Origin of the sequence: Aminobacter sp. SR38 (genome assembly GCF_014843375.1) — a bacterium.
In the GTDB taxonomy this organism is placed as follows: domain Bacteria; phylum Pseudomonadota; class Alphaproteobacteria; order Rhizobiales; family Rhizobiaceae; genus Aminobacter; species Aminobacter ciceronei.
The window spans coordinates 2,287,740-2,314,031 of sequence record NZ_CP062112.1; the positions used below are offsets into that span (position 1 = coordinate 2,287,740).

Genomic DNA, 26,292 nt, shown 5'->3' on the forward strand with positions numbered 1-26,292 from the left:
GGACTGCGATGAAGAACGTGCTCTTCGTCTGCAGCCAGAACAGGTTGCGCAGCCCGACGGCCGAGCAGGTGTTTGCCGCCCGGCGCGACATAGAAGTCGACTCGGCTGGCACAAACCACGATGCCGAGAACCCGCTGACAGCGGAACTGGTGGTGTGGGCCGACATCATCTTCGTGATGGAAAAGGCCCACCGCACCAAGCTGCAGAAGAAATTCCGCAGGTCGCTGAAGGCGCGCGTCGTCTGCCTCGATATTCCCGACGACTACGCTTTCATGGACCCGGCACTGGTGACGCTGCTGGAAGAGCGGGTGCCGGGGCACCTGCGCTAAGGCCGATCAGGCACCACGCTTCATCGAAAAAACGTTGAGCCCCTCGACATCTTCCTCGATGCGCTGCCAGCCGAGGCGCTCGTAGAAGGCGGAGACGGCAGGTCTGGCGCAGAGATAGGCGGTGTCGAAACCCTGCCCGAACGCCGCGTCCGCCCCGGCCTGGACAAGAGCCGCGCCGATGCCGGACCTCCTGGCGGTTTCGTCGACCCAGACGGCGGCCACCCAGGGCGAATATTGCGGCCGCGATTCGAGATCGTTGTCGATCAGGTGAGCGGTGCCGAGAAAGGTGTCGCCGTCATGGGCGACGAACGCCTGCGGCAGGCCGGTCGAGGCAAAATTCTCGTCGACGAGGCCCCTGATAAAGGCGCGTTCGTGGCCGTCCTGACGCCACCAGGCATTCCAGATGCGGTCGGCGACGTCATCAGCGAAATCCGGCCTGTCGCGAAGATCGGAGATGGAATAGGTCTTGTGCGTCGCCATGGTATCAGCCCGATTTCGAAATTTTCAGGCGTCCGGTACAGCATCGGCAAGCAACGATCCAGCAGCCAAGAGATCAGAACAACGGAGCCAACATGAATTCAGCCCTAGATTCCTGGCAGTTCTGGGCCATTCTCTCAGCCACTTTCGCGGCGCTGACGGCGATATTTGCCAAGGTCGGCATCGAGAACATCAATTCCGACTTCGCGACGCTGATCAGGACTGTGGTGATCCTTCTGGTGCTCGGCGCGATCATTGCCGCCACCGGGCAGTTCCAGCCGCTCGGCGAGATTTCGAGCAAGACCTATCTGTTCTTCGTGCTTTCCGGGCTGGCCACGGGGGCGTCGTGGCTGTGCTACTTCCGCGCGCTGAAGCTCGGAAACGCGGCGCAGGTGGCGCCGATCGACAAGCTAAGCGTCGTTCTTGTCGCGGTGTTTGGCGTCATTTTCCTTGGCGAGCGACTTGGCACGGCGAACTGGCTCGGCGTCGCGCTGATCGCGGCGGGTGCGGTGCTGGTCGCCTACAAGGCGTGAGGGTGGAGCCGCCTTGGTGGCGGCGTCGAGGCGGGAGATGAAGGCGTCGAAACGATGGGGCATGGCCGGTACGATTGCCTCTGTTCACGAATCGCTCTGTTCCGATCCGCGGCGGCGATTTGCTTCCCGCACTGTGGCAAAGCCATGGCAGAATCGATCACATCCTTTTGCAAGCCGGACCGGACCATGCCAAGGAGAAGGTGAAAGCGAGGCGGCGTGCAGAACAACGAAAACAAGCGGGTCTATGTCATCGGACAGACCGAGATCGCGGCGCGGCCGCTGACGCCTGCGCTCTATCTGGTGGCGACGCCGATCGGCAATCTCGGCGACATCACCCTGCGCGCGCTGGAGACCCTGGCCGGCGCCGACCATGTCGCCTGCGAGGACACGCGTGTTACCCGCGTATTGCTCGACCGCTACGGCATCCGCCAGCGGCCGACCGCCTATCACGAGCACAATGCCGGCGAAGCCGGGCCGCGGCTGATCGAGGCACTGGAAAACGGTCGCAGCGTAGCACTTGTATCGGACGCGGGAACGCCGCTGGTTTCCGATCCGGGTTTTCGCCTTGTCGGGCAAGCACAGGAGCGCGGCATTCGCGTCGTGCCGATCCCCGGCGCCTCGGCTGTGCTGGCGGCACTGACCGCCTCGGGACTACCTTCGGATGCGTTCTTCTTTGCCGGCTTCCTTCCGGTCAAGGACGGCCAGAAGCGGACGCGGCTCGAAGAGGTAAGGACCGTGCCCGGCACGCTGATCTTTTTTGAATCGCCACGACGGGTGGCCGACACCCTTGAAGCCATGGCCGATGTGTTGGGCGCGCGCCAGGCAGCGATCGGGCGCGAACTGACCAAGGCCTTCGAGGAAATCCGCACCGGCACGCTGGCCGAACTCGCCGCGCACTATGCTGCGGCCGACACGCCGAAGGGCGAGATCGTCATCTGTGTTGCGCCGCCCGCGGAACGGACCGAGACGGCCGACGACGTCGACAAGCTCCTGCTGTCGCTGGCCAAGGAGATGCCGGCGTCGAAGGCGGCAGCGGAAGCCGCGCGCATGACCGGCCAGCAGAAACCGGCGCTTTATCGCCGATTGCTGGAGCTCCGGGAAGGATCCGGTGACTGACCGGCGCACCCGGCAGAAGGCACTGGGCCGCGGCCATCGCGGCGAATGGCTGGCCGCGCTTGCGCTGATGCTCAAGGGCTATCGGATCGTCGCTCGCCGCTACAAGACCAAGCTCGGCGAGATCGACTTGATCGCGCGGCGCGGCGACCTGGTGCTGATCGTCGAGGTGAAGGCGCGTAGAACGCTGGTCGAGGCGATGGAGGCCGTCGCCTATGGGTCAGAACGGCGCATCGAGGGCGCTGCCGATTTGTGGCTCGCGCGACAGCCCGACTATGGCAAGCTTTCGGTGCGTTTCGACATGGTGGCGGTGCTGCCGCGTCGTTGGCCGGTGCATGTCGAGAACGCCTTCCAGGGGCGGAACTGAGCTTCGAGCAGCCGTTGGCTCTTTACGCCTGCCGCCATTGCCCTTAACAGGCCTCGCAAAGCTCGCGATGCGGGCAATCGAGGTTCGCGCCCAGGGGGCGCCCTAGTTACTGGAGATGGCAATGTCCCTGCCCGACCGCCTGAGCAACGACCCGCGCAGTCCTTTTTTCAACGCAGAGGCGCTGGAGGCTGGCGTCGGCATCATGTTCAACGGCAAAGAGCGCCAGGACGTCAGCGAGTATTGCGTCAGCGAAGGCTGGATCCGTGTGCCGGCCGGCAAGTCCAAGGACCGCTTCGGCGAGCCGATCACCATCAAGCTCAAGGGCACTGTCGAGCCTTTCGTGAAGGCGTGATGTTGGCGAGCAGTACGCTGAACAGCCGCCCCTAAGCACCACCCGCTATGCGTACCACTTTCCCCCTCGACAGGGGGAGAGGAAGCGCCAGTCGGCAAGGTTGCGTTGGTCAAGCGGTGATGTTGAAGCCGGCGGAAGCGTCGGCAGGACTGGCCGTTTCCTGAACCACGCTGCGGACTTCACAGCCGGGCGGCCCTTGCCAAAACGCATCCAGCATCGAGGTTACTGCCTCTTCAGGACCTGAGATCAAGGCGCTGACGGAGCCGTCTCGCTCATTGCGGACCCAGCCGTTCAGGCCGAGGCGACGGGCCTCGCGCTGCGTCCAGATGCGGAAACTGACGCCCTGGACGCGGCCTGATATGCGGACGAGGACGGCGCGGTCGCTCATGTCAGCCTCCCTGTGATGCTGCCCGATTCCCCGTCCTCTCTTGGTGGGAAGGCGGCGTCGAGCGACACTGACATGGCTCTGCCGATCGTCGCTTCGCCCCTCCTCAAACGGGGAGAAAGATGCTGTCACCGCCGCGTCACCCGCATCGGCAGGCCGCCTTGCGGCTGGGTGGTCAGCTTCTGCACCGGCCATGGCTTTGTTTCGGCGACGGTGTCGAAGCGGAAGCGGGAGAGCAGGATGGCGAGCGCGATGATGGCTTCTTGCATGGCGAAACTCATACCGATGCAGACACGCGGACCGGCGCCGAAGGGCAAATACTGGTAGCGGTCGATCCTGTCGCGGTTTTCGGGATGGAAACGCTCAGGCAGAAACGCGTCCGGCTTGTCCCAGAGCTTGCGGTGGCGGTGGACCGTCCAGGGCATGACCAGCACCTGCGCCTTGCGCGGGATCTTGAAGCCCTTGTATTCGTCCTCGGCGATCGGCTCGCGGTTGATCGACGGCGCCGGCGGGTAGAGGCGCAAGGCCTCTTCGAAAGCGGCGCGGGTGAGCGGCATGGCGTCGAGCCATCTGACAGGATCGGGCTCGCGCGCCAGCACTGCGTCGATTTCCTGCTCGATGCGGTCGCGCTCCCAAGTCGCCTCGGCGAGGCAGTAGATGGTCCAACCGAGCGCGCGGGCCGTGGTCTCGTGGCCGGCGCCGATGAAGGTGATGATGTTGTCTTCGATCTCCTGGCGCGACAGGCCATCGGGGCCTTCGGCACGCAAGAGCAGGGTCAGGAAATCCTCGGGCGCGCCGGCTGTGTCACGCACCAGCTTGTGGCTGCGCATTGCCACCGTGTCGGTGACGATCTTGCGGAAATAGGCCATAGTCTTGCGCCCGCGGATGCGGGTGAGGCGCGGCAGCCATTCGGGCGCGCGCAACAGGTCGAGCGGGTCGACGCGACCCATGGTCTCGAACAGCCGGTCGATCTCGTGGGCGAAGCTGCCGGCCTCGCCCGCGATCTCGCCCGAAAACAGCGTCTCGGCCAGAATCTCGTAGGTCAGCATGGTCATGTCGTGGGCAACATCGACGGTGCCTGAGGCGTCCTCGTAACGTTTGACGAAGTCGAGGGTGCGGGCGAGCATCGGCTGGGCGAAACCGAAAATGTGGCGCGGGGTAAAGACCGGGGCCATAGCCTTGCGGGAACGCTTCCAGACGTCGCCCTCGGCGGTCAGCAGACCATCGCGCAGGATCGGTCGCAGGATCATCTGGCGCACGGTCGCCATCTTGTAGTTTCTGGCGTTGTCGACCAGCACGTGACGGATGAGCCCGGGATCGTTGGCGATGACCAGCGGACCGCCGACGCCGTTCACCGAGATCCAGGGCTCGTTGTAGGACGGCTCGCCCCACAGCTCGAGCGGATTGCGATAGACGATGCGCATCATCTCCAGCGTCGACGGCGGCGTGGTGCGCGGCGTCGGCGCGGGCGGGACGAAGGGTTCGGGTCTTGTGTCCATCAAATGTGCCTCATCCGTGGAATGTAGGCATGGAGAGTGGGCACGTCCATGCGGCGGAACGGGACGATGACCGAGATGTGACCGGGTCACCTCGAGGTGCCTTCTTGCCATGGCGGGGTCCAAGCGACTATTTCCCGCCAGTCACCTTTTGATACCGCCCCTTACCTGCCAAGGACTGAAATCTTGAAACACCAGCTCAATATCGTCGTGGCCAGCACCCGCCCCGGCCGCGTCGGACCCGTTTTCGCCCGCTGGCTCGATGCCTATGCGCGCGAGCATGGCAAATTCGAACCCGTCATCACCGACATCGAGGCCTTCGGCCTGCCGATCTTCGACGAGCCCAGACACCCAAGGCTCGGTCAGTACGAGAACGAGCATACGAAGAAGTGGTCCGAGGCGATCGAGGCCGGCGACGCCTTCGTGTTCGTGACGCCGGAGTACAATTTCTTCGCCGCGCCTGCGCTGGTGAACGCCGTCAACTATCTGGCGCGCGAGTGGAACTACAAGCCGGCCGGTTTCCTGAGCTATGGCGGCGTCTCTGCCGGCCTGCGCGCCGTGCAGTCGGAAAAGATGCTTTTGACGACGCTGAAGATCATGCCGATCCCCGAGGCGATCGCCATCCCCGCTTTCACCCAGCACCTCGCCGAGGATGGCGAGTTCAAGTCGAACGCGCTGATCGACGACAGCGCCAAGACGATGCTCAACGAACTGTTCCGCTGGAGCGAAGCGCTGAAGCCGCTCCGGGTCGGTTGACCACGTCGTTGCCTCAGGACCACAATTGAGGCGACGAACATTGTCTTTGCGGAAATTCACCCCCCTGGCATGCAACCTATCGCTGACGGTGACGTTTGGCCCATGCAACCAATCAACAGGGAATACGCGTGTAGAGTGACATGATGAACTGCAAGGTGATGGTGGTTGAAGACGAGATCTTCGTTGCCACCGAAATTGAGAGCATGCTCGAAGAGCTAGGACACCACCCGATCGGCATCGCCATGGACTCGGCGAGTGCCCTCGACTTGGCGCGGCATGCCGAAATAGCGCTTGTTGACCTCAATTTGCGGGATGGTCCTACCGGCCCTTCACTGGGCAAGATTCTTGCCGAACAGTTCGGCGTGACGGTGCTGTTCATCACCGCCAACCCTTCGCAACTGGGCGACGGCGTTCCCGGCACGATCGGCGTACTTCCCAAGCCGGTGATGGACGAAGAATTGTCTGAAGCGGTACGATATGCAGTGGCGCGCCGACACCGCCTTGCCGCCGAACCGCCAACGCGGCTGAAGCTGTTTGGAGCGGATAATTGCAATGACCGCGAGGACGGACTTGGCGTAACCGCCTGACGAAAACGCGACGTCTCAACATCATCAGGGGCGCTCCGGCCGAAGCCGTTGCGCCCTTTGTCGTTGCTCTAGCGCCGCAACGTTGCCGAACGGCTGAGCTGTGCTGCCGGCATCGTCAGTTCCACTTCGAGCCCATCCGCCTTCCAGCGCCGCTGCAGCGTGCCGCCAAGCTGGCCCTGGACGCTGAGTGTGATCAGGCGGCTGCCGAAACCTTCATCGGCGGGCGGACCCGAAACTGGCGCGCCACCCGTTTCCTTCCAGACCATGCGATACTTGTCGCCGCTCAGAACAGCGTCGATGACCACGCGGCCATCGGCCTCCGCCAAGGCGCCATATTTCGCCGCATTGGTGGCAAGCTCATGAAACAGCAACGCAAGCGGAGTGGCCGCGCCGTCGTCGATGGTGGCGTCGTCACCGTGGAAGGTAAAGCGGCCGGAATCGTCGCCGACATGCGGAGCGAGCAGAAGCTCGACCAGGGCGCGCAGCGAAGACTGGTTGTTCTGCGGCCGCGATGCCCGGCTGTGCGGCCGGACAAAATCATGCGCCTTGCCCATCGCGCTGATGCGCTGCCTGAGTTGGTCGGCCAAGGGCTTGATGTCAGGATGGGACCGCGCCGACAGGCTGATGATGCCGTTGAGAACCGAAAAGATGTTCTTGATGCGGTGGCTGAGTTCGTGCGCGACGATCTCGCGCTCCTCGGCAACCTGCTTGGTTTCATGGATGTCGGTACAGGTGCCAAACCAGCGGATGATCTCGCCGGCCTCGTTGCGGATGGCCAGCGCCCGACCCAGTGTCCAGCGGTATTCGCCATTGGCATGACGCAGCCGGTACTCGATCTGGTAGGGCTCGCCGGTGGCGAGCGAATGGCGCCACAACTCCCAGGCGCGGTCCTGGTCGTCGGGATGGAACATACCTGCCCATGCCTCGCCATCCGTCGAACCGAGCGGCATGCCGGTGAATTCGTACCAGCGCGCATTGTAATAGTCATGGAAACCGTCGGGCCTGGTCGACCAAACCATCTGCGGCATGGTGTCGGCAAGCGTGCGGAAGCCGGCTTCGCTTGCCGCCAGCGCCGCCTCGACCGCCTTGCGCTCGGTGATGTCGATGACGACGCCCGGCAGACGCGGATTGCCGCCGACGGTTTCGAAAAACTTGCCGGTGGCAAGCACCCAACGGATACCGCCATCGTCGTCGACGAGGCGATACTCGGCCCGAAATCCGCCGCGATTGGCGATTGCCTCATCGGTCTTGCGCGCGACGAAGTCCCGGTCGGCGGGATGGATGCGCCTGAAGAAGCCTTCAGCCGAAATGCCCTGTTCGGCTTCGGCGAGGCCGACGCCGAACATCTCGGCGAAACGCGCGTCGGCTGTGACGATCCGGCTGGTCAGATCGAGTTCCCAGGCACCGACGATGCCCGACGCCTCGAGCGCCAGCGACAGGCGCTCCTCGCTGCGGGCGAGTGCCTTTTCGGCACGTACGCGCTTGGTGGTTTCAGCCAGGATCGCAAATGCACCTACCGCCTCGCCGTCGTCGTCGAGCAAAGGACTGTAGTCGAGCTCGAGCCAGACGCGTTCGGCGGCACCATTGCGCCACAGCACCAGTTCCTGATCCTCGTAGGTCAGCGTTTCACCCTCGAAGATGCGGTCGATGACGGTACGGTTGAACTGCGCGACCTCGGGCCAGCTGTCAAAGACTGAAGTGCCGAGGCAGGCCGGATGCCTCGCGCCCGCGATGTCGCGATAGGCGTCGTTGTAGATCATCACGCCCTTGCGGCCGATGAGCAGGCACATCGGCATTGCCGATGCCAGCATGATGCGGATCGTCATGCGCACGACTGCTGGCCAGGAACCGATCGGGCCGATCGGCGTAGACGTCCAGTCCAAGGCCTCGATGAGCCCGGCCAGCTCACCTGAAACGATCGGATTGGAAACCTTGTCGTCGGCCTTCAATGGTCTTGTGGTCGGCATGGATGAGAATTTTCTCGGCTGAAATCTGTTGTGAAAAGTGTAGGCCGGCAAAAAGTAGGCCCCACCGTGCCAGACTGAAGTGGGACAACATTATTGATGAGCCTGAATGCACCAGCGCGGCGTTTGTTCCAAACTCCGCCTACATGAACGGACGAGAAATCACATAGTTTCGCCAGTTTGCCAACAATCGGCGGCTTCCACGGCTGCATCGCCAACATGCCGCCGTCGATCGGCTTCCGGTAGCAGTGTGTCGGCATTTGGCTCACGTAAACTACGGCCTGTACTCGTTTTCGGGACGCGCTGCAGGCAGCGCAGATGGGCCGAACCATCAAGCCGGAGGACGAGGCGCCGCAAGGCCACGCGGCATGGCGTTATCCCCTCGCAAAAGCCCGGTAAAACTTGGAAAAACCACACTTAACGCCTATATCTGGGGCACCAACGGGCGTGCGATTCGGGGCCGATTTTGCCGCGTCCTCCTGCGGCAGTCAGACGAAAGTTTTTCATGAGCGACCAGTCCGAGAACCTTCCCGGCGCAGAAGCCGAGTACGGCGCAGATTCCATCAAGGTTTTGAAGGGGTTGGATGCCGTCCGCAAGCGCCCAGGCATGTATATCGGCGACACTGACGACGGCTCGGGCCTCCACCACATGGTCTATGAGGTCGTCGACAACGCGATCGACGAGGCGCTGGCCGGCCATGCCACGCTGGTGACGGTTTCACTCAATCCCGATGGATCGGTGACCGTGACCGACAACGGCCGCGGCATTCCGACCGATATCCACCCTTCGGAAGGCGTTTCCGCCGCCGAGGTGATCATGACGCAGCTGCATGCTGGCGGTAAGTTCGACCAGAACTCCTACAAGGTGTCGGGCGGCCTGCACGGCGTCGGCGTGTCCGTCGTCAATGCATTGTCGGTGTGGCTGAAGCTCAGAATCCGCCGCAAGGGCGAAATCCACGAGATGACCTTCAGCCACGGCAATGCCGTGGCGCCGCTGAAGGTGGTGGGACAGGCCGGCGACGAGACCGGCACGGAAGTGACCTTCCTGCCCTCGTCCGACACCTTCACCATGGTGGATTTCGACTACAGCACGCTGGAGCATCGCCTGCGCGAGCTGGCCTTCCTGAATTCGGGCGTGCGCATCGTCTTGTCCGACAAGCGCCATGCCGACGTGAAGGTGCAGGAGCTGCTCTATGACGGCGGCCTGATCGAATTCGTGAAGTATCTCGACCGCGCCAAGAAGCCGCTGATCGCGGCACCGATCGCCATACGTGCCGAGCGCGACGGCATCACGGTCGAAGTGGCGATGTGGTGGAACGACAGCTACCACGAGAACGTGCTGGCCTTCACCAACAACATCCCGCAGCGCGACGGCGGCACACACCTTGCCGGCTTCCGCGGTGCCCTGACGCGCCAGGTGACCGGCTATGCCGAAACCTCCGGTATTTCGAAGAAGGAAAAGGTCTCGATCACCGCAGACGACACCCGCGAGGGCCTGACGGCGGTGCTTTCGGTCAAGGTTCCCGATCCGAAGTTTTCGTCGCAGACCAAGGACAAGCTGGTGTCCTCCGAGGTTCGTCCGGTGGTGGAGAGCCTGGTCAACGAAGCACTCGGCACCTGGCTCGAGGAGCACCCGACCGAAGCCAAGACGCTGATCGCCAAGGTGGTTGAGGCCGCTGCGGCGCGCGAAGCAGCGCGCAAGGCGCGGGAGCTGACCCGCCGCAAGGGCGTGCTCGACATCACCTCGCTGCCCGGCAAGCTGGCCGACTGCCAGGAGCGCGATCCAGCCAAGTCCGAAATCTTCATCGTCGAGGGTGACTCGGCAGGCGGCTCCGCCAAGAGCGGCCGCTCGCGCCAGAACCAGGCGATCCTGCCGCTGCGCGGCAAGATCTTGAACGTCGAGCGTGCGCGCTTCGACCGTATGCTGTCGTCTGACATGATCGGCACGCTGATCACCGCGCTCGGCACCTCGATCGGCAAGGACGAGTTCAACGCCGACAAGCTGCGCTACCACAAGATCATCATCATGACCGACGCCGACGTCGACGGCGCCCATATCCGTACGCTTTTGCTGACGTTCTTCTTCCGCCAGATGCCGGAGCTGATCGAGCGCGGCCACCTCTATATCGCCCAGCCGCCGCTCTACAAGGTGACGCGCGGCAAGAGCTCGCAGTATCTGAAGGACGAAAGCGCCTTTGAGGATTACCTTGTCGATGTCGGTCTCGACGAGGCGTCGCTGACGCTTGCATCGGGCGAGGTGCGGACCGGTCAGGATCTGCGTACGGCCGTGGCCGACGCGCTTGGCGTGCGCACGCTGATCGACGGCCTGCATACGCGTTATTCCAGGCCGGTGGTCGAGCAGGCGGCGATCGCCGGCGCGCTCAACCCCGACATCTTCAACGATCTCGGCCGCGCCAAGGCAATGGCCGAAACAATCGCCCAGCGCCTCGACCTGATCTCGGAAGACATCGAGCGCGGCTGGACGGGCGAAATCGCGACCAGCAATGACGGTTCGGGCGGCTATGTCTTCGAACGCACGCTGCGCAGCGTCAAGGAAAGCATCCACCTCGACATGGCGCTGATCAACTCGGCCGACGCGCGCGCGCTTGACCGTTATGCTGCACGCCTTACCGAGCTTTATTCGCAGCCGCCGGTGCTGCGCCGCAAGGACAATTCGGAGACCCTGGCAGGGCCGCTGGCGCTGCTGACCGCCGTCTTCGCCTCGGGCCGCAAGGGCCTGACCATGCAGCGCTACAAGGGCCTGGGCGAAATGAACGCCGAGCAGCTGTGGGAGACGACGCTCGACCCGAACGTGCGCTCGCTGCTGCAGGTCAAGGTCAATGACGCCACCGATGCCGACGCGCTGTTTGCCCGCCTGATGGGCGACGAAGTCGAGCCGCGCCGCGACTTCATTCAGGAGAACGCCCTCAGCGTGGCCAATCTGGACGTCTGATCGCGGCGTTTTCTGAGTTTGATGTTTCGCCCCCTTCATTCAGCGGAGGGGGCGATTTTCGTTGGCAGGGAGATGCTGCGATGGCCGGAACCGTTGCCGGTACATTGCGCTGATGGCGCGTTGATGTAGCTTGGCGGAAGAAATCAGCCTTGCAGGAAAGCTCCATTGCCCCTCCGCCGCGGCCTCGCCTTCGTCACGGCTATCGCTGCCTGGGCCGCCCTCGCCCTGCAGCTCACGCTGCTGATTACCCAGGCCGTCAATGACGGCGGGTCGATCCTTGCTGCGGTTTGGCGGTTCTTCGGCTTCTTCACGATCATCATGAACTTGATGGCGGCGGTGGTGGCGACGGCGCTGGTGCTTGATCCGGGCGGGCGGTTCGCCGGGGCGCGCTCACGGCTGGTGACGGCGGCGGCGATCGTGTTCGGCGGGCTTGTCTATTCGGTGTTGCTCAGGGCGATCTGGCAGCCGACCGGCTGGCAGGCCGTTGCCGACCATGCGCTGCATGACGTAACACCGGTACTGTTTTTCCTGACCTGGCTCGTCTGGGATCATGGCGGGCTCAAATGGCGGGATGCGCTATGGGCGGTGGTGCCGCCGCTGGCCTATTGCGGCTATGCCTTTGCCAGGGGTGCCGCCGATGGCTGGTACGCCTATTGGTTCCTCAACCCGGAAGCGCTGAACCTCACGCAGCTTACGGCCAGCATCGTATTGCTGACCGCGGCCTTCCTGATCATCACCGTCACGCTCGTCAGCATCGACCGCCTGCTGGGCGGCCGCAGAGGCGTGGCAAGGGCGGCTTAGGTCCTGCTCTTGCTTCAAGACGCGGGCGCGTTCAAGCAACCCTCGAGGCGAAGCCCCGACGTCTGCGGTCAATCAGGTTCGCGCAGTCTGTAGCCGACGCCGGTTTCTGTGGTGATGTATTGCGGCTCGTCGGGGGTCTTTTCGATCTTCTGGCGGAGTTGGCGGACATAGACGCGGAGATATTGCACGTCGGCCGAGCCGCCCCAGATATGCTCGAGCAAGAAACGGTGGGTGAGCACCTTTCCGGCGTGCTGCACCAGAACGCGCAGGATGTCGTATTCCTTGGGCGACAGCTTCACCTCCTGGCTGCCAAGCCTGACGATGCGCTTGACCAGGTCGACCGACAGCTCGCCGGTCTGGAACACCGGCTTTTCACCCTGCTGCTGCAGCCTATGGCGAAGGGCGTTGCGGATGCGGGCGGCAAGTTCGTTCATGCCGAATGGCTTGGTCACGTAGTCGTCGGCACCCAGTTCGAGCGCCTTGACGATACCGGCCTCGTCGGTGCGGCTGGACAGGATGATCACAGGCACGTGAAGGCCCTCGCGCCGCCAGGCAGCGAGCAGATCGTGCCCGCCCATGTCGGGCAGGCCGAGATCGAGCAGGATGAGATCCGGCTTCTCGGCCCTGACCATGAGCATCGCCGGCTTGGCGGCCGGTGCTTCGGAAATGGCATAGCCCTGCGTCGAAAGCCCGACCCGCAGCAGCTTGCGGATCGGCGGCTCGTCATCGACGATCAGGATCTTCACCGACGCGTTGGTCATGCAATTCCGTCCAGATTTGATCCGCCCAGGGCAGGCCCGGTGATATTTGGTCGCTCGGCCGGCACCGGCATGGTGATGGTGAAGACCGCGCCGGGCCGGTCGGCGCGGTTGGAGGCTATGATTGTGCCGCCCATCGCCTCGACGAAACCACGACAGATCGACAGGCCAAGGCCGGTGCCGGCGCGGACATGGTCGCCCTTGCGGACGCGATAGAACGTATCGAAAACGCGCTCCAGATCAGCCTGCGGAATTCCGGGCCCCTCGTCCATGAGCTGAATCGCAACCGTCGCACCGTCGGCCCAGCCGCGGATGCGGATCGTCGAGCCTTCGGGCGCATATTTCGCGGCATTGTCGAGCAGGTTGAACAGCACCTGCTCGAACAGCACCGGATCGAGCTTCAGCATCGGCAGATCGGCCGGCATGTCGAGTTCGGTCTTGTGCTGCACGGTGATCTTGGCCGCGCGGCGAAGTGCGGAGCCGACGATATCACCGACATAATGCAGCGCCGAATTGGGCTCCATCGCGCCCGACTCGATCTTGGTCATGTCGAGCAGATTGGCGATGAAGCGGTTGAGGCGTTCGGATTCGTCGAGCACCGTCGAGACGAGCTCCGCCCTGCCCTCCTCGGGCAAAGACACACCAAACTCGCGCAGCGCACCGGCCGCGCCCATGATACTGGCGAGCGGGGTTTTGAGGTCGTGCGAGATCGAGGTGAGCAGCGCCGAACGCAGCCTGTCAGCCTCGACGGCAAGCCTGGCGCGGTCAACATCGGCGACGAGCTGGATGCGCTCGATGGCAACCGCCGCCTGGTCGGCCAGCGCATCGAACAGGCGCTGCTGTTCGGGCGTCAAAAGCGGGCCCTGGCGATCGTTGTCGAGACCGACGACGCCGACAGCCATGCGACCGGTGCGCAGCGGCAGATAGAGGCGCTTGGCGCCGGGCAAGGTGTCGGCGCCGCGGCCGGCGGCACGGTTGTGTTCCCAGGCCCATCTGGCAGCGGCGATGTCGGCGTCGACGAGCGTGTCGTCGGGCGGATAGCCGGCCTTGACGGCGATGGTGCCCTCCTCGGGCAGCAGCAGCACGACGCGGACCTTGAGCATCGACGCAATCTGGAAGGCGGTGGCCCAGAGCACGTCGTCGAGCGTGCCGGTGCCGGCGAGCTTCTTGGAGAAGAGATAGAGGTCCTCGGTCATCCGGGCGCGCTCGCGGGCGGCGGCGGCCTGACGCTGGACACGGCCGGTCAGGTTGGAGGCTATGACCGCGACGATGAGGAAGAACACCAGCGCGACCACGCTTTCAGGATCGGCGATGGTCAGCGTGTAGAGCGGCGGCAAAAAGAAGAAGTTATAGGCGAATGCGCTGAGCACCGAGGCAAACAATGCCGGCCAAAGGCCGAGCGTGACCGCCGAGCTCAGCACGGCCATCAGGAAGACCAGTGCGATGTTGCGAACGTCGAGGAATTGCCGCAGCGCAATGCCGACGACAAGCGCGCCGACAACGTGCAGTCCCGCCGTGAGATAAGGCCATGGGTCGAAGCGCCGCCGTGGAGTGGCCGTCTTCACGCTCTGCGAAGCAAGTGCCGCGTCCGGCTCGACGCCAGACGTAACGTGAACGCTTATGTTGCCAGCATAGCGGATCAGGTCGTGGGTAACCGAGCCCTCGAAATACTCGCGCCAGCGCGACTTAGCCGGCTTGCCGACGACGATGTGGGTGAAGTTGTGGGTGGCGGCATGGCGGACGATGTCTGCAGCCACCGACTGGCCGGGAATGGTGATCGCCTCGCCGCCAAGCTGCTCGGCAAGGCGCATGGTCGCGGCGAGCCGGTCCTTGTCGGCGTCGGGCAGATTGGCCGAGCGCGACGTCTCGACATGGAGTGCCGCCCATGGGCAACGCAGGCGGTCGGCCTGGCGGCGCGCATAACGAACCAGCGAGGCGCCGCGCGGATGCTCGTCAACGGCAACCAGCACGCGATCGCCGGCTGCCCACGGCCCCTCAATGGCGTTGGCCTGCATGTGGGTCAGCAACTGCTCGTCGACGCGCTGGGCGGTGCGGCGCAGTGCCAGTTCGCGCAGAGCGGTCAGATTGCCGGGCGAAAAATAGTTCTCGATGGCGCGGCGTGCCGTGGACGGTACATAGACCTTGCCCTCGTGCAGGCGCTTGATCAGGTCGTCGGGCGTGAGATCGATGATCTCGACATCGTCAGCGCGATCGATGATGGAGTCAGGTACCGTCTCGCGCACGGTGACGCGGGTGATCTGGGCGACGATGTCGTTGAGGCTCTCGACATGCTGGATGTTGAGCGTGGTGTAGACATCGATGCCCTGGCTCAACAGCTCCTGGACGTCGAGATAACGCTTGGGATGGCGGCTGCCGGGCGCATTGGTGTGGGCGAGTTCATCGACAAGTGCGAGCGCCGGCCGGCGCGCGATGATGGCATCGAGGTCCATCTCTTCGAGGGTACGCCCCTTGTAGTCGACTGCCTTGCGCGGGACGACCTCGAAGCCTTCGACCAGTGCCTGGGTTTCGCGGCGGCCGTGGGTCTCGACGACGCCGATGACAACGTCAATGCCGTCGGCAAGGCGGGCGCGGCCCGACATCAGCATCTCGTAAGTCTTGCCAACGCCGGGGGCGGCACCGAGGAAGATCTTCAGACGGCCGCGTCCTTCACGCTCGGCCGTCTCAAGCAGCGCGTCCGGCGAAGGCCTGGATTCCTTGTCCCTGATATCGTCTGGCATCTGTCTTTTTGCAGTCTGGCGTGCCGGAGTTCTGCTGGAACTCCGGCACAACCTTGTCAGGGCGCAACCGCTGCGTCGAGCGCCAAATTGAGCTTGAGGACGTTCACAACCGGTTCGCCCATGAAGCCGAGCGCTCGGGCTTCGACATGGCCGTCGACGAGCTTGCGGATGACCGCCTCATCGGCACCTCGGGCCTTGGCCACACGTGCCACCTGGAAATAGGCGGCTTCAGGCGACAGGTGCGGATCAAGACCGCTGCCAGAGGCGGTGACCAGTTCCACCGGCACTGGTGCGCCAGGATCGCTCTGCTTCAGCGCCTCCGCCTCGGCCTTGATGCGGTCGATGAGCTTGGCGCTTGTCGGGCCGAGGTTGGAGCCCGAGGAAGCGGCGGCATTGTAGCCGTCGCCGGCGGCAGAGGGGCGACCATGGAAGTACTGCTCGCCGGCGAAAGCCTGGCCGATCAGCTCGGAGCCGATGATCTTGCCGTCCTTCTCGATCAGGCTGCCATTGGCCTGTCTGGGGAACAGCACCTGGGCGATGCCGGTCATGCCAAGCGGATAGGCAAGGCCGGTGATGACGGTGAGCGCGACGATCATGACGAGCGCAGGTCTGAGTTGCTTCAACATGATGGATGTCCTTTACACGAGGCCGATGGCGTTGATTGCCATGTCGATGGCCTTGATGCCGATGAAGGGCACGATGATGCCGCCGAGGCCGTAGACGAGCAGGTTGCGGCGGAGCAGTGCGCCGGCGCCGATCGGCCGGTATTTGACGCCCTTCAGCGACAGCGGAATCAGCGCGACGATGATCAGGGCGTTGAAGATGATCGCCGACAGGATGGCGCTCTGCGGTGTCGACAAGCCCATGATGTTGAGCGCGCCGAGCTGGGGATAGAAGGCCAGGAACATCGCCGGGATGATGGCGAAGTATTTGGCGATGTCGTTGGCGATGGAAAAGGTCGTCAGCGCGCCGCGGGTCATCAGCAGCTGCTTGCCGATCTCGACGATCTCGATGAGTTTGGTCGGATCGCTGTCGAGGTCGACCATGTTGCCGGCCTCGCGGGCGGCGACCGTGCCGGTGTTCATCGCCACGCCGACGTCGGCCTGGGCGAGGGCCGGGGCGTCGTTGGTGCCGTCGCCGCACATGGCCACCAGCTTGCCCTTGGCCTGTTCCTCGCGGATCAGGCTGAGCTTGTTCTCAGGTGTCGCCTGGGCGAGGAAGTCGTCGACGCCGGCTTCGGCAGCGATGGCGGCGGCCGTCATCGGGTTGTCGCCTGTTATCATGACGGTGCGGATGCCCATCCGGCGCAGCTCGGTGAAGCGTTCCTTGATGCCGCCCTTGACGATATCCTTGAGGTAGATGACGCCGAGCAGGCGGGCATCGCGGACAACCGCGAGCGGGGTGCCACCGAGCTTGCCGATTTCGTCGGAGATGGCCTGGATGCCACGCACCGCTTCGGCATCGACCCGTGCGCCCGAGGCCGAGGCGGCGCCCGACTTGACATGGTTGAGCACCGAGTCGACGGCGCCTTTGCGGATGGAAGAGCCGTCGAAATCGACGCCGCTCATCCGGCTCTGAGCAGTGAAGGGCACGAAATGGGCATGCAGCGATCCCATGTCGCGGGCACGGATGCCATAGCGTTCCTTGGCGAGCACGACGATCGAGCGGCCTTCCGGCGTTTCGTCGGCGAGCGAGGCAAGCTGGGCCGCGTCGGCGAGCTCCTGCTCGGTTACACCCTTGACCGGACGGAACTCTGTGGCCTGGCGGTTGCCGAGGGTGATGGTGCCGGTCTTGTCGAGCAAAAGCGTGTCAACGTCGCCGGCGGCCTCGACGGCGCGGCCCGACATGGCGAGCACGTTGAAGCGCACTAGACGGTCCATGCCGGCAATGCCGATGGCCGACAGCAACGCGCCGATGGTGGTCGGGATCAGCGTCACGAACAGCGCGACAAGCACGATGACCGGAATGTAGCCGCCGGCATAGGTAGCGAAGCTCGGGATGGTGGCGACGGCGAGCACGAAGATCAGCGTCATGCCGGCAAGCAGGATGTTAAGCGCAATTTCGTTCGGCGTCTTCTGGCGCTCGGCGCCCTCGACCAGCGAGATCATGCGGTCGAGGAAGGTCGAGCCGGCGGCCGCCGTGATACGCACGCGGATCCAGTCCGACAGCACCTGGGTGCCGCCTGTCACGGCCGAGCGGTCGCCGCCGGATTCGCGGATGACGGGCGCAGATTCGCCTGTGATGGCGGCCTCGTTGACCGAAGCGACGCCCTCGATGACCTCGCCGTCGGAGGGAATGATGTCGCCGGCCTCGACCAGGACGACCTGGCCGACCTTGAGGCTGGTGCCGGGCACCATCTTCCAGACGGTGCGGCTTTCGCCGTCGAGCAGCTTTGCCTGGGTTTCGGTGCGCGCCTTGCGCAGCGAGTCTGCCTGGGCCTTGCCGCGGCCTTCGGCGACAGCCTCGGCGAAGTTGGCGAACAGCACGGTGAACCAGAGCCACAGGATGATCTGGAACGAGAAGCCGAGCCCGCCCGCACCCGTGACCAGGTCCTTGATGAACAGCACTGATGTCAGCGCCGTGACGACGGCGACGACGAACATGACAGGGTTCTTGGCCAGGCTGCGTGGGTCGAGCTTCCTGAACGCGTCGCCTATGGCGGGAAGGATGATGCGAGCGTCGAGCAGGCTCGCAGATTTGTGGGCACTCATGTGAGAGACTCCAGTCGTTTGGTTTTGCGGCGCTGCATCAGAACGTCTGGCCGACGATCATGGCGAGGTGCTCGACGATCGGGCCGACGGCGAGCGCCGGGAAGAAGGTCAGGCCGCCGACAATCAGAATGACGCCGGCAAGCAGGCCGACGAACAGCGGGCTGTCGGTGGGGAAGGTGCCAGCGGAAGCGGGTACGGTCTTCTTGGTGACCAGCGAACCGGCGATGGCGAGTGCCGGTATGATGACCAGGAAGCGGCCCATCAGCATGGCGAGACCAATTGTTATGTTGTACCAGGGCGTGTTGCCGGTGAGACCGCCGAAGGCCGAGCCGTTGTTGGCCGCGCCCGAGGTGTAGGCGTAGAGGATCTCTGAGAAGCCGTGCGGACCCGGCGTGCCGACTGAAGCCACGGCACTCGGCAACAGCACGGCGATGGCCGTGAAGCCGAGCATGGCGAGCGGCAGGCACAGGATGGCAAGCACGGCCATCTTGATTTCCTTGGCCTCGATCTTCTTGCCGAGATATTCCGGCGTGCGGCCGACCATCAGGCCGGCGACGAAGATGGCAATGACGACGAACATCAGGATACCGTAGAAGCCGGCGCCGACGCCGCCGACGATGACCTCGCCGAGTTCCATGTTGATCAGCGGGATCATGCCGCCGAGGGCTGTGAACGAGCCGTGCATGGCGTTGACCGCACCGCAGGAGGCAGCCGTAGTGATGACGGCGAAGAGCGACGACAGGACGATGCCGAAGCGGGCTTCCTTGCCTTCCATGTTGCCGCCGTCGATGCCCAGCGCGTGCACCAGCGGGTTGCCGGCAGCCTCGGCCCAGTAGGTGATGGCGACGCCGGCGACAAACAGGATGCCCATGGTGGCGAAGATCGCCCAGCCCTGGCGCTGGTTGCCGACCATGCGTCCGAAAACGTTGGTGAGTGCAGCACCCAGCGCGAAGATCGAGACCATCTGGATAAAGTTGGAGATGGCGTTAGGGTTTTCGAACGGATGTGCGGAGTTGGCGTTGAAGAAGCCGCCGCCATTGGTGCCGAGCATCTTGATGGCGAGCTGCGAGGCGACTGGTCCCACAGCGATGGTCTGCTGAGCTCCCTCGACGGTGGTGGCAGCGATGTAGGAACCGACCGTCTGCGGCACGCCGAGCCAGACATAAGCGAGCGTGAGCACGATGCAGAGCGGCAAAAGCACGTAGAGCGTGGTGCGCGTCAGATCGACCCAGAAGTTGCCGATCGACTTGCCCGAGGCGCGGGCGAAACCGCGGATCAGCGCCATACCGATGGCGATGCCGGTGGCGGCCGAGACGAAGTTCTGCACCGTCAGGCCGGCCATTTGCACGAGATAGGACATCGTGCTTTCGCCGCCGTAGTTCTGCCAGTTGGTGTTGGTCATGAAGCTGACGGCAGTGTTGAAGGCGAGCTCGGGCGGCACAGCACCCATGGCTGCCGGGTTGAAGGGCAGCGCGCCCTGGAACCTCTGCATCGCATAAAGCAGCAGGAAGCCGGCGATGTTGAAAGACAGCATGGCGGCGGCATAGCCAGTCCAGTGCTGGTCCTCGCGCTCGCTGGTGCCGGCAAGCCGGTAGAGCACGCGCTCAACCGGGCCGAGCAGCGGCGACAAAAACGTGCGCTCGCCAGTAAAGACGCGGGTCATGTAGCCGCCGAGCGGCTTGACGAGCAGAATGATGACCGCGCAGAATGCGGCGATCTGTATCCAGCCATTGATGGTCATTTGAGAAGCTTTCCGTGCGAGCGCTGAGCGGTCAGAACCGTTCGGGGCGGATGAGCGCGTAGGTCAGATAGGCAAGCAGGAACACGGTCACTGCGCCGCCGAGGATGTATTCGAGCAACATTTGGCGTTCCTTCAGAGGATGTCGCAGGCTTTGACGTAGGCGAAGCACAAGGCGAAGAAGACCACGCCTATGGCGAGAACGAAGATGTCCATCTTCGAAAACTCCTGTTCCGTTGAAACCTTAAGCCGAGGGCGTAAGGACCATCCCCACGCGCCAAACGACGGCGTCAGGCATGCTGACGACGTTGGCCGGGTCTGGATTTCGCAAAGGAATATGGCTCCGAACCACATTAAGGTTCGAGAGAGCGGGGCGGACAAAGAAATAGGAATGCCATAAAGAAAACGACCCCAAGGCGTGAGCCTCGAGGCCGTCAATAATCAAGTCTGCAATTGCCGGTTCAACAGCGGCGGCAGTTGCTGGAGCCGGAGATCAGGCCAGGCCTTCGGCGCGCAGGGCCTTCTGCACGGCCGGGCGGGCAGCCACGGTGCCGAGATAGCGCTGGATGTTGGCAAAGGAAGACAGATCGATGCCGACATGCTTGGCCCAGCCGAGGATCGTCCAGAGATAGGCGTCAGCCGCAGTGAAGGCATCGCCCATCAGATAGGCGCGGCCGTCGAGCTTGCCGTCGACATAGGCCAGGCGCCTGGCGAGCAGCTCGCGGTTGATCTCCTTGGTGGCCTCGGGCGTGTTGGGCTTGAAGAAGGCGCCGAAGACCTTGTGCAGTTCGGTGGCGACGAAGGCCAGCCACTGCTGAACACGGTAGCGCGCCATGTCGCCGGCCTTGGGCATCAGGCCGCTCTCGGGCTTCTGGTCAGCGAGGTACTGCACCAGGACGGAGGATTCGGTCATCAGCTCGCCATCGCCGAGCACCAGCGCCGGCACATAGCCGTTGGGATTGGTGGCAAGGAAGTCCTGCTGGGTTTCAGTGGTCTTGGTCTTGCCGTCAACCTTGACGAGTTCGAGGTCGATGCCGACTTCGTTGGCGACGATGTGCGGGGCCAGCGAACAGGCGCCGGGCATGTAGAAAAGCTTCATGTCTTGGAGAACTCCGGATGGTGGTCGGCCCTCACCTCGCATGCGCGTGCGGGGTGGCCAAGCATCCATCCGGTGAACACTCTGTTGCCGCCGGCGCAGACCCGGCAGCGAAAAGATCGCCGGGGCTCAGACCGTGACTGTCCCGAGCCTTTCGGCGATCAGTTGGGCGAGCCGCTCGGCGACCTCTTCCTTTGGCAAATCAGGCCATTCGTCGACGCCCGCCTTGCTCACGATCTTCACCCGGTTGCGGTCGCCACCCATGACGCCACCTTCGTGGCTGACATCGTTGGCGACGATGAAGTCGGCGCCCTTCCTGGCCAGCTTGGCCTGAGCATTTTTGAGAACGTCCTGGGTCTCGGCAGCGAAACCTATGACCAGATAGGGACGCTTGGCGTGGTGGCCGACGCCGGCGAGAATGTCGGGGTTCTCGACCATCTGCAGCGCCGGCGGCCCCTCGCCCGCCACCTTCTTGATCTTCTCATCGGCAGAGGCGGCTGTGCGCCAGTCGGCGACGGCGGCGACAAAGATGGCGGCATCGGCCGGTAGCAGTTGTTCGACCGCATCGCGCATCTCGCGCGCGCTTTCGACATGCACCGTCTTCACACCGGCAGGATCTGGAATGGTCACCGGGCCGGAGACGAGGCGCACATCGGCGCCGAGCCGGGCGAGCGAGGCGGCGAGCGCATGACCCTGCTTGCCCGACGAGCGGTTGGCGATGTAGCGCACGGGATCGATGGGCTCGTGCGTCGGGCCTGAGGTGATGATGATCTTGCGGCCCGACAGCGGCTTCGGCCTGATGTCGAGCAGTTCCTCGACCGCTCCGACGATCTGCAAAGGCTCGGCCATGCGGCCCTCGCCTGCCTCGTTGCTTTCGGCCATCTCGCCTTTCATCGGGCCGATGAAATGGATGCCGTCCTTTTCCAGCGTGGCGCGGTTGCGGCGCGTCGCCGGATTCGACCACATGCGCGGGTTCATGGCCGGCGCAAACAGCACCTTCTTGTCGGCGGCGAGCAGCACGGCAGAGGCGAGGTCGGAGGCATGGCCGTTGGCGAGCTTGGCCATCAGGTCGGCGGTGGCCGGGGCAACGACGATCAGGTCGGCCTCGCGCGCCAGCCTGATGTGGCCGACATCCTGCTCGTCCTGGCGGTCGAAGAGATCGGTGAAGACGTGGTCGGCGGTGAGTGCGCCAACCGACAGAGGCGTGATGAACTCCTGGGCGGCAGAGGTCATGACCGCCCGGACGGATGCGCCGCGCTCGCGCAACCGACGGATCAGGTCGAGCGACTTGTAGGCCGCGATGCCGCCGCCGATGATAAGCAGGATGCGCTTGCCGGAAAGGAACATGCTTGGCCCTCAAGCCGGCTTCAGCGCCGGCACGATGTCGGTATGGATGAAATCATCGCCCTTGAAAAGCGGCGGCACGTTCCGGGTTTTGGCGAGCAGCTGAGTACAGCAGTCGCCGAAGTTGAGATTGACCGCATGGCTCGAACCCTTCCCGAAGCGGCGATGCGCGTCTGACGCAAAAGTAGCGCCGACGGGGGGCGCATTCAATGACGGCACTGCCAGCAATGCCGGCATTGTCCGATCAGAGCAGTTGCCAGGCGATGTAGACGAGCGTGAGCGCAATGACCCACAGCGCAATGCGACCGGAGCGGGTGTGGCGCGCTTCGGCCTTGCCGATGGCGCGCGCCGTCGCGGCATCGAAGCGCAGGCCGTTTTCGGCCATGGCGTCGATCTCGCGCGACAGCCTTTCGGCGCGGGCGGAGAGGTCGGGGGCTTGGCGGGCCAGCGACAGAAGCGCGCCAAGACCGTCACGGGCATCGATCATCAGGCCGCGCGGGCCGAGATTTCCAGCGATCCAGTTGCCGACCACGGGTTCGGCCGTCTTCCACATGTTGAAGGCCGGGTCCAACGTGCGGGCAACACCCTCGACGACGACCATGGTCTTCTGCAGCAGCACCAGTTCGGGCCGCGTCTCCATATCGAACAGCTCGGTGACCTCGAACAAAAGGGTCAAGAGCTTGGCCATCGAGATGGTTTCGGCCGGCTGGCCGTGGATCGGCTCGCCGATGGCGCGGATCGCCTGGGCGAAGGCCGCGACATTGTGGTGGCGCGGCACATAGCCGGCCTCGAAATGCACTTCGGCGACACGCATGTAGTTGCGGGTAATGAAGCCGTAGAGGATCTCGGCAAGGAAGCGCTGCTCCTTCTTGCCGAGACGGCCGGAGATGCCGAGATCGACGGCAACGATGTCGCCATTGGCGTCGACGAACATGTTGCCGGGGTGCATGTCGGCATGGAAGAAGCCGTCGCGCAGCGTATGCCGCAGGAACGACTGTACCAGCGTCGCGGCGATCGCCTTGAGGTCGAAGCCTGCGGCGCGCAGCCCTTCGATGTCGTTGAGCTTGACGCCGTCGATCCACTCCATGGTGAGCACGTCGCGGCCGGTGCGCTCCCAGTCGACAGACGGCACGCGGAAGCCGGGATCATCCCTGGTGTTTTCGCCAAGTTCGGAATAGGCCGCCGCCTCAAGGCGGAAGTCCATCTCGATCTTGGTTGTCTGGGCCATCGTCTCGGTGATCTCGACCGGACGCAGGCGGCGGCTCGACGGAACGAAACGCTCCTGCAGCCGGGCTGCCAGGAAGTAGCTTTCGAGATCCTGGAAGAAGCGGCGGCGCACGCCGGGGCGGATGACCTTGACGGCGACCTTGCGCGGGCCTTCCGGCGTCGCAACTTCGGCCGGGTGGACCTGGGCGATGGACGCGGCGGCAATCGGCGCGCCGATGCTGAGATAGAGATCGGAGACCTTGCGGCCGAGCGAACCTTCGATCGCCTCGACGGCTTCCGACATCGGGAAGGTCGCCATGCTGTCCTGGAGCAACGCCAGGTCGAGCGCGATGTCGTCGCCGACGACGTCAGGACGGGTCGCCAGGAACTGGCCGAGCTTGACGTAGGACGGACCAAGGCGGGCGACCGCCTTGGCAAGGCGATCGCTGCGCACGCTCTTGCGGGCGCGTCGCCGGGTCAGCAGGCGCGCCACCTGCCAGCCGATCTTCGGCAGGCCCTCGAGCTGGTCGCCGGGCAGCGCCGCGACCACGCCTTCACGCACAAGCACCCAGCCCGCACGCGCGAGCCGGAACGACGCTCCGAGACTGCTCATCGCGCGCCGTCCGTCAAAGCTTCCAGCCCGAGTGCAGCGCTGCGATGCCGCCGGTGTAGTTGCGGAAGGTGACGCGGTCGAAGCCGGCGCGGGTGATCATTGCGGCAAAGTTCTGCTGGTTGGGGAATTTGCGGATCGATTCGACGAGATAGGCGTAGGGTTCGCCGTCGCCTGTCACGGCCTGGCCGATGCGCGGAATGGCATTGAACGACCAGGCTTCGTAGATCTTGTCGAGCAAGGGCATCTCGACCTCGGAGAATTCGAGGACCAAAAGGCGCCCGCCCGGCTTCAGCACGCGCCAGGCTTCCGACAGCGCCACATCGATGCGCGGCACGTTGCGGATGCCGAAAGCGATGGTGTAGGCGTCGAAGGTCTCGTCGGCGAAGGGCAGTTCCTCGGCGTTTGCCTCGACGAAATCCGTCTTGTCGGCGAGGCCGCGCTTTTCGGCGCGCTCGCGGCCGACGCCAAGCATCGAGCCGTTGATGTCGAGCACGGTGGCATGCGCGTTGCCATGCGAGGCGTCGACGATGCGGAAGGCGATGTCACCGGTGCCGCCGGCAACGTCGAGCACCTTCCAACCCGGACGCCTGGGCGGGTTGAGCCAGGCAACCATGGCGTCTTTCCAGATACGGTGCAGGCCGCCCGACATCAGGTCGTTCATCACGTCATAGCGGTCGGCGACCTTGTGGAAGACCTCGTTGACCAGGCCCTGCTTGTCGCCAGCTCCGACATTGCGGAAACCGTAGGAGGTTTCCATGCCGCCGACAGCCGTCGTCCGTTGTTCTGACATTTTGTTGTCCAATCAAATCCGGCGGGACCATAGCCGATCACACCAGCGGGCGCTATTGTTTGAGGCGCGGTTTTAGGCCGCGCCCGCGCCGACAACACAAGGAACAAGGAATGCCTTTGAAAGCCGAGCTGCACTGCCACATAGAAGGTGCGGCGGCACCCGAACTCGTCGTCCGCCAGGCGCAGAAATACGGCAAGGACGTCTCACCCTTCATCCAGAACGGCTCCTTCGTCTGGAACGACTTCACCTCGTTCCTTGCGGCCTACGACTTCGCCGCCGACCTTTTCCGCACCGAAGAGGACTACGCCCGGCTTTCAGAACACTACCTGACCAGCCTCGCCCGTGACGGCGCGATCTATTCGGAAGTGTTCACGTCGCCCGACCATGCCATCAAAGCCGGGCTGTCGCCCAAGGCCTATACCGACGCGCTCGGCGAAGGCATGCTGCGGGCCAAGGCCAAGACAGGCATCGAGGGCCGGATGATCGTCACCGGCGTGCGCCATGTCGGTGTCGAATCGATCGAGGCGGCGGCACGCTTTGCCGCCAGGTGCAACCATCCACTGGTGACCGGCTTCGGCGTCGCCGGCGACGAGCGTATGGGCGAGTTCGAGGATTATGTGCGCGCCTTCGAGATCGCCCGCGAGGCCGGCCTCGGCATCACCATCCATGCCGGCGAACTGCTGGGCTGGGAGAGCGTGGCGCAGGCGCTCGACCACATCAAGCCATCGCGCATCGGCCATGGCGTACGTGCAATCGAAAACCCCGATCTGGTCAAACGCATCGCCGACGAAGGCATCGTGCTGGAAGTCTGCCCGGGGTCGAACATCGCGCTCAAGGTGTTCGACAGCTTTGCCGACCACCCCTTCCCCAAGTTCCGGGCGGCTGGTTGCAAGGTGACGCTGAGCTCCGACGATCCGCCCTATTTCTGGACCAGCCTGAAGCGCGAATATGACATTGCCACTGAGCATTTCGGCATGGACGACAAGGCGCTGATGGCGACGACCCGCACGGCGATCGAGGCCGCTTTCGTCGACAGGAAGACCAAAGCAGCACTTCTTGCCCGTCTCGACGGCCATAAACGCTGAATTTGGCCGACAAAACTGTGGTTCAAGGCTGGCGCGACATTGGTCGGCGGCGCGCCAGCCGATAGAATGGCCTGAATTATCCGAGTTTCAGGAGCGTAAG

Annotated in this window: 25 protein-coding genes; 10 read left to right on the top strand and 15 right to left on the bottom strand. The window is 64.0% G+C overall.

Annotated elements, in window-relative coordinates; genetic code table 11:
• Nucleotides 1-8 precede the first annotated feature (8 nt).
• A complete protein-coding gene (locus IG197_RS11220; RefSeq protein WP_192318761.1) occupies nucleotides 9-329 on the top strand; it encodes a low molecular weight protein tyrosine phosphatase family protein in 321 nt (106 codons plus the stop codon).
• A gap of 6 nt (nucleotides 330-335) precedes the next feature.
• On the opposite strand, the gene IG197_RS11225 is transcribed toward IG197_RS11220, so the two are convergent.
• Nucleotides 336-809, bottom strand: a complete 474-nt coding sequence (locus IG197_RS11225) for a GNAT family N-acetyltransferase (RefSeq protein WP_192318763.1) — start codon at nucleotides 807-809, stop codon at nucleotides 336-338.
• A gap of 92 nt (nucleotides 810-901) precedes the next feature.
• Here IG197_RS11225 and IG197_RS11230 point away from each other — a divergent pair, with 92 nt between their 5' ends.
• The 4 genes from IG197_RS11230 to IG197_RS11245 all read left to right on the top strand — a co-directional run bounded on the left by IG197_RS11230 (nucleotide 902) and on the right by IG197_RS11245 (nucleotide 3,171).
• Entirely contained in the window at nucleotides 902-1,339 is a 438-nt protein-coding gene (locus IG197_RS11230) for an EamA family transporter (RefSeq protein ID WP_192318765.1), read from the top strand.
• Between the two features lie 216 nt (nucleotides 1,340-1,555).
• Entirely contained in the window at nucleotides 1,556-2,455 is a 900-nt protein-coding gene (gene rsmI / locus IG197_RS11235; RefSeq protein WP_067954576.1) for a 16S rRNA (cytidine(1402)-2'-O)-methyltransferase, read from the top strand.
• On the top strand, nucleotides 2,448-2,819 hold the full coding sequence (locus IG197_RS11240; RefSeq protein ID WP_067954578.1) for a YraN family protein: 372 nt from the start codon (nucleotides 2,448-2,450) through the stop codon (nucleotides 2,817-2,819). Before rsmI ends, IG197_RS11240 begins: the two co-directional genes overlap by 8 nt.
• 121 nt (nucleotides 2,820-2,940) lie before the next feature.
• Complete coding sequence (locus tag IG197_RS11245; protein WP_067954580.1) at nucleotides 2,941-3,171, top strand: DUF3297 family protein; 231 nt, start codon at nucleotides 2,941-2,943, stop codon at nucleotides 3,169-3,171.
• 109 nt (nucleotides 3,172-3,280) lie between these two features.
• On the opposite strand, the gene IG197_RS11250 is transcribed toward IG197_RS11245, so the two are convergent.
• Together IG197_RS11250 and IG197_RS11255 are read right to left on the bottom strand one after the other, a co-directional pair.
• Nucleotides 3,281-3,559 carry an acylphosphatase gene (locus IG197_RS11250; protein WP_192318767.1) on the bottom strand — a complete coding sequence of 93 codons (279 nt, stop codon included), beginning with the start codon at nucleotides 3,557-3,559 and terminating at the stop codon, nucleotides 3,281-3,283.
• Between the two features lie 125 nt (nucleotides 3,560-3,684).
• The gene (locus IG197_RS11255) at nucleotides 3,685-5,055 is read right to left on the bottom strand and encodes a cytochrome P450 (protein WP_192318769.1); all 1,371 of its coding nucleotides are present in this window, start codon (nucleotides 5,053-5,055) and stop codon (nucleotides 3,685-3,687) included.
• Between the two features lie 183 nt (nucleotides 5,056-5,238).
• Between IG197_RS11255 and IG197_RS11260 the strand changes: the two genes are divergently transcribed.
• Nucleotides 5,239-5,808, top strand: coding sequence for an NADPH-dependent FMN reductase (locus tag IG197_RS11260; protein WP_192318771.1), 570 nt, complete (start codon nucleotides 5,239-5,241; stop codon nucleotides 5,806-5,808).
• 143 nt (nucleotides 5,809-5,951) lie between these two features.
• On the top strand, nucleotides 5,952-6,395 hold the full coding sequence (locus IG197_RS11265; RefSeq protein ID WP_192318774.1) for a response regulator: 444 nt from the start codon (nucleotides 5,952-5,954) through the stop codon (nucleotides 6,393-6,395).
• Between the two features lie 68 nt (nucleotides 6,396-6,463).
• On the opposite strand, the gene IG197_RS11270 is transcribed toward IG197_RS11265, so the two are convergent.
• Nucleotides 6,464-8,362 carry a PAS domain-containing protein gene (locus tag IG197_RS11270; protein ID WP_083948229.1) on the bottom strand — a complete coding sequence of 633 codons (1,899 nt, stop codon included), beginning with the start codon at nucleotides 8,360-8,362 and terminating at the stop codon, nucleotides 6,464-6,466.
• Nucleotides 8,363-8,864: 502 nt separating this feature from the next.
• On the opposite strand from IG197_RS11270, the gene gyrB reads away from it, so the two are divergent.
• Nucleotides 8,865-11,312: a DNA topoisomerase (ATP-hydrolyzing) subunit B gene (gene gyrB, locus IG197_RS11275; protein WP_182573546.1), complete on the top strand. Its 2,448-nt coding sequence runs from the start codon at nucleotides 8,865-8,867 to the stop codon at nucleotides 11,310-11,312.
• A 165-nt stretch (nucleotides 11,313-11,477) separates the two neighbouring features.
• Nucleotides 11,478-12,113, top strand: a complete 636-nt coding sequence (locus IG197_RS11280) for a Pr6Pr family membrane protein (RefSeq protein WP_192318776.1) — start codon at nucleotides 11,478-11,480, stop codon at nucleotides 12,111-12,113.
• Between the two features lie 68 nt (nucleotides 12,114-12,181).
• Here the strand turns inward: IG197_RS11280 and IG197_RS11285 are convergent, their stop codons facing one another.
• The 11 genes from IG197_RS11285 to ubiE form a co-directional block, all read right to left on the bottom strand.
• Complete coding sequence (locus IG197_RS11285) at nucleotides 12,182-12,874, bottom strand: response regulator transcription factor (protein ID WP_067954596.1); 693 nt, start codon at nucleotides 12,872-12,874, stop codon at nucleotides 12,182-12,184.
• A complete protein-coding gene (locus tag IG197_RS11290; RefSeq protein WP_192318778.1) occupies nucleotides 12,871-15,609 on the bottom strand; it encodes a sensor histidine kinase KdpD in 2,739 nt (912 codons plus the stop codon). The genes IG197_RS11285 and IG197_RS11290 overlap by 4 nt, the downstream gene beginning before the upstream one ends.
• A gap of 56 nt (nucleotides 15,610-15,665) precedes the next feature.
• The gene (gene kdpC, locus IG197_RS11295; protein ID WP_067954600.1) at nucleotides 15,666-16,235 is read right to left on the bottom strand and encodes a potassium-transporting ATPase subunit KdpC; all 570 of its coding nucleotides are present in this window, start codon (nucleotides 16,233-16,235) and stop codon (nucleotides 15,666-15,668) included.
• 12 nt (nucleotides 16,236-16,247) lie between these two features.
• A complete protein-coding gene (gene kdpB, locus IG197_RS11300) occupies nucleotides 16,248-18,320 on the bottom strand; it encodes a potassium-transporting ATPase subunit KdpB (protein WP_192318780.1) in 2,073 nt (690 codons plus the stop codon).
• Between the two features lie 37 nt (nucleotides 18,321-18,357).
• A complete protein-coding gene (kdpA, locus tag IG197_RS11305) occupies nucleotides 18,358-20,061 on the bottom strand; it encodes a potassium-transporting ATPase subunit KdpA (protein WP_154384688.1) in 1,704 nt (567 codons plus the stop codon).
• Between the two features lie 31 nt (nucleotides 20,062-20,092).
• Nucleotides 20,093-20,182, bottom strand: coding sequence for a K(+)-transporting ATPase subunit F (kdpF, locus tag IG197_RS11310; protein ID WP_067954606.1), 90 nt, complete (start codon nucleotides 20,180-20,182; stop codon nucleotides 20,093-20,095).
• A gap of 369 nt (nucleotides 20,183-20,551) precedes the next feature.
• Complete coding sequence (gene gstA / locus IG197_RS11315) at nucleotides 20,552-21,157, bottom strand: glutathione transferase GstA (protein ID WP_182573551.1); 606 nt, start codon at nucleotides 21,155-21,157, stop codon at nucleotides 20,552-20,554.
• Nucleotides 21,158-21,283: 126 nt separating this feature from the next.
• Nucleotides 21,284-22,501 (bottom strand): bifunctional phosphopantothenoylcysteine decarboxylase/phosphopantothenate--cysteine ligase CoaBC, encoded by a 1,218-nt coding sequence (gene coaBC, locus IG197_RS11320; protein WP_182573552.1) that lies wholly within the window; start codon nucleotides 22,499-22,501, stop codon nucleotides 21,284-21,286.
• A 9-nt stretch (nucleotides 22,502-22,510) separates the two neighbouring features.
• Nucleotides 22,511-22,735 carry a type II toxin-antitoxin system VapC family toxin gene (locus tag IG197_RS11325; protein ID WP_192318782.1) on the bottom strand — a complete coding sequence of 75 codons (225 nt, stop codon included), beginning with the start codon at nucleotides 22,733-22,735 and terminating at the stop codon, nucleotides 22,511-22,513.
• A 7-nt stretch (nucleotides 22,736-22,742) separates the two neighbouring features.
• Nucleotides 22,743-24,317: a 2-polyprenylphenol 6-hydroxylase gene (gene ubiB, locus IG197_RS11330; RefSeq protein ID WP_192318784.1), complete on the bottom strand. Its 1,575-nt coding sequence runs from the start codon at nucleotides 24,315-24,317 to the stop codon at nucleotides 22,743-22,745.
• Between the two features lie 13 nt (nucleotides 24,318-24,330).
• A complete protein-coding gene (gene ubiE, locus IG197_RS11335; protein ID WP_067965765.1) occupies nucleotides 24,331-25,107 on the bottom strand; it encodes a bifunctional demethylmenaquinone methyltransferase/2-methoxy-6-polyprenyl-1,4-benzoquinol methylase UbiE in 777 nt (258 codons plus the stop codon).
• A 110-nt stretch (nucleotides 25,108-25,217) separates the two neighbouring features.
• Here ubiE and IG197_RS11340 point away from each other — a divergent pair, with 110 nt between their 5' ends.
• Complete coding sequence (locus IG197_RS11340; protein ID WP_067954616.1) at nucleotides 25,218-26,192, top strand: adenosine deaminase; 975 nt, start codon at nucleotides 25,218-25,220, stop codon at nucleotides 26,190-26,192.
• Nucleotides 26,193-26,292 lie beyond the last annotated feature (100 nt).

Bases quoted from the DNA above. Each gene is read 5' to 3' on its own strand.
- IG197_RS11220 (WP_192318761.1), top strand. From the start codon at position 9: ATGAAGAACGTGCTCTTCGTCTGCAGCCAGAACAGGTTGCGCAGCCCG.
- IG197_RS11225 (WP_192318763.1), bottom strand. From the start codon at position 809: ATGGCGACGCACAAGACCTATTCCATCTCCGATCTTCGCGACAGGCCG.
- IG197_RS11230 (WP_192318765.1), top strand. From the start codon at position 902: ATGAATTCAGCCCTAGATTCCTGGCAGTTCTGGGCCATTCTCTCAGCC.
- IG197_RS11245 (WP_067954580.1), top strand. From the start codon at position 2,941: ATGTCCCTGCCCGACCGCCTGAGCAACGACCCGCGCAGTCCTTTTTTC.
- IG197_RS11250 (WP_192318767.1), bottom strand. From the start codon at position 3,559: ATGAGCGACCGCGCCGTCCTCGTCCGCATATCAGGCCGCGTCCAGGGC.
- IG197_RS11255 (WP_192318769.1), bottom strand. From the start codon at position 5,055: ATGGACACAAGACCCGAACCCTTCGTCCCGCCCGCGCCGACGCCGCGC.
- IG197_RS11265 (WP_192318774.1), top strand. From the start codon at position 5,952: ATGAACTGCAAGGTGATGGTGGTTGAAGACGAGATCTTCGTTGCCACC.
- IG197_RS11270 (WP_083948229.1), bottom strand. From the start codon at position 8,362: ATGCCGACCACAAGACCATTGAAGGCCGACGACAAGGTTTCCAATCCG.
- gyrB (WP_182573546.1), top strand. From the start codon at position 8,865: ATGAGCGACCAGTCCGAGAACCTTCCCGGCGCAGAAGCCGAGTACGGC.
- IG197_RS11285 (WP_067954596.1), bottom strand. From the start codon at position 12,874: ATGACCAACGCGTCGGTGAAGATCCTGATCGTCGATGACGAGCCGCCG.
- IG197_RS11290 (WP_192318778.1), bottom strand. From the start codon at position 15,609: ATGCCAGACGATATCAGGGACAAGGAATCCAGGCCTTCGCCGGACGCG.
- kdpC (WP_067954600.1), bottom strand. From the start codon at position 16,235: ATGTTGAAGCAACTCAGACCTGCGCTCGTCATGATCGTCGCGCTCACC.
- kdpB (WP_192318780.1), bottom strand. From the start codon at position 18,320: ATGAGTGCCCACAAATCTGCGAGCCTGCTCGACGCTCGCATCATCCTT.
- kdpA (WP_154384688.1), bottom strand. From the start codon at position 20,061: ATGACCATCAATGGCTGGATACAGATCGCCGCATTCTGCGCGGTCATC.
- kdpF (WP_067954606.1), bottom strand. From the start codon at position 20,182: ATGTTGCTCGAATACATCCTCGGCGGCGCAGTGACCGTGTTCCTGCTT.
- gstA (WP_182573551.1), bottom strand. From the start codon at position 21,157: ATGAAGCTTTTCTACATGCCCGGCGCCTGTTCGCTGGCCCCGCACATC.
- coaBC (WP_182573552.1), bottom strand. From the start codon at position 22,501: ATGTTCCTTTCCGGCAAGCGCATCCTGCTTATCATCGGCGGCGGCATC.
- IG197_RS11325 (WP_192318782.1), bottom strand. From the start codon at position 22,735: ATGCCGGCATTGCTGGCAGTGCCGTCATTGAATGCGCCCCCCGTCGGC.
- ubiB (WP_192318784.1), bottom strand. From the start codon at position 24,317: ATGAGCAGTCTCGGAGCGTCGTTCCGGCTCGCGCGTGCGGGCTGGGTG.
- ubiE (WP_067965765.1), bottom strand. From the start codon at position 25,107: ATGTCAGAACAACGGACGACGGCTGTCGGCGGCATGGAAACCTCCTAC.
- IG197_RS11340 (WP_067954616.1), top strand. From the start codon at position 25,218: ATGCCTTTGAAAGCCGAGCTGCACTGCCACATAGAAGGTGCGGCGGCA.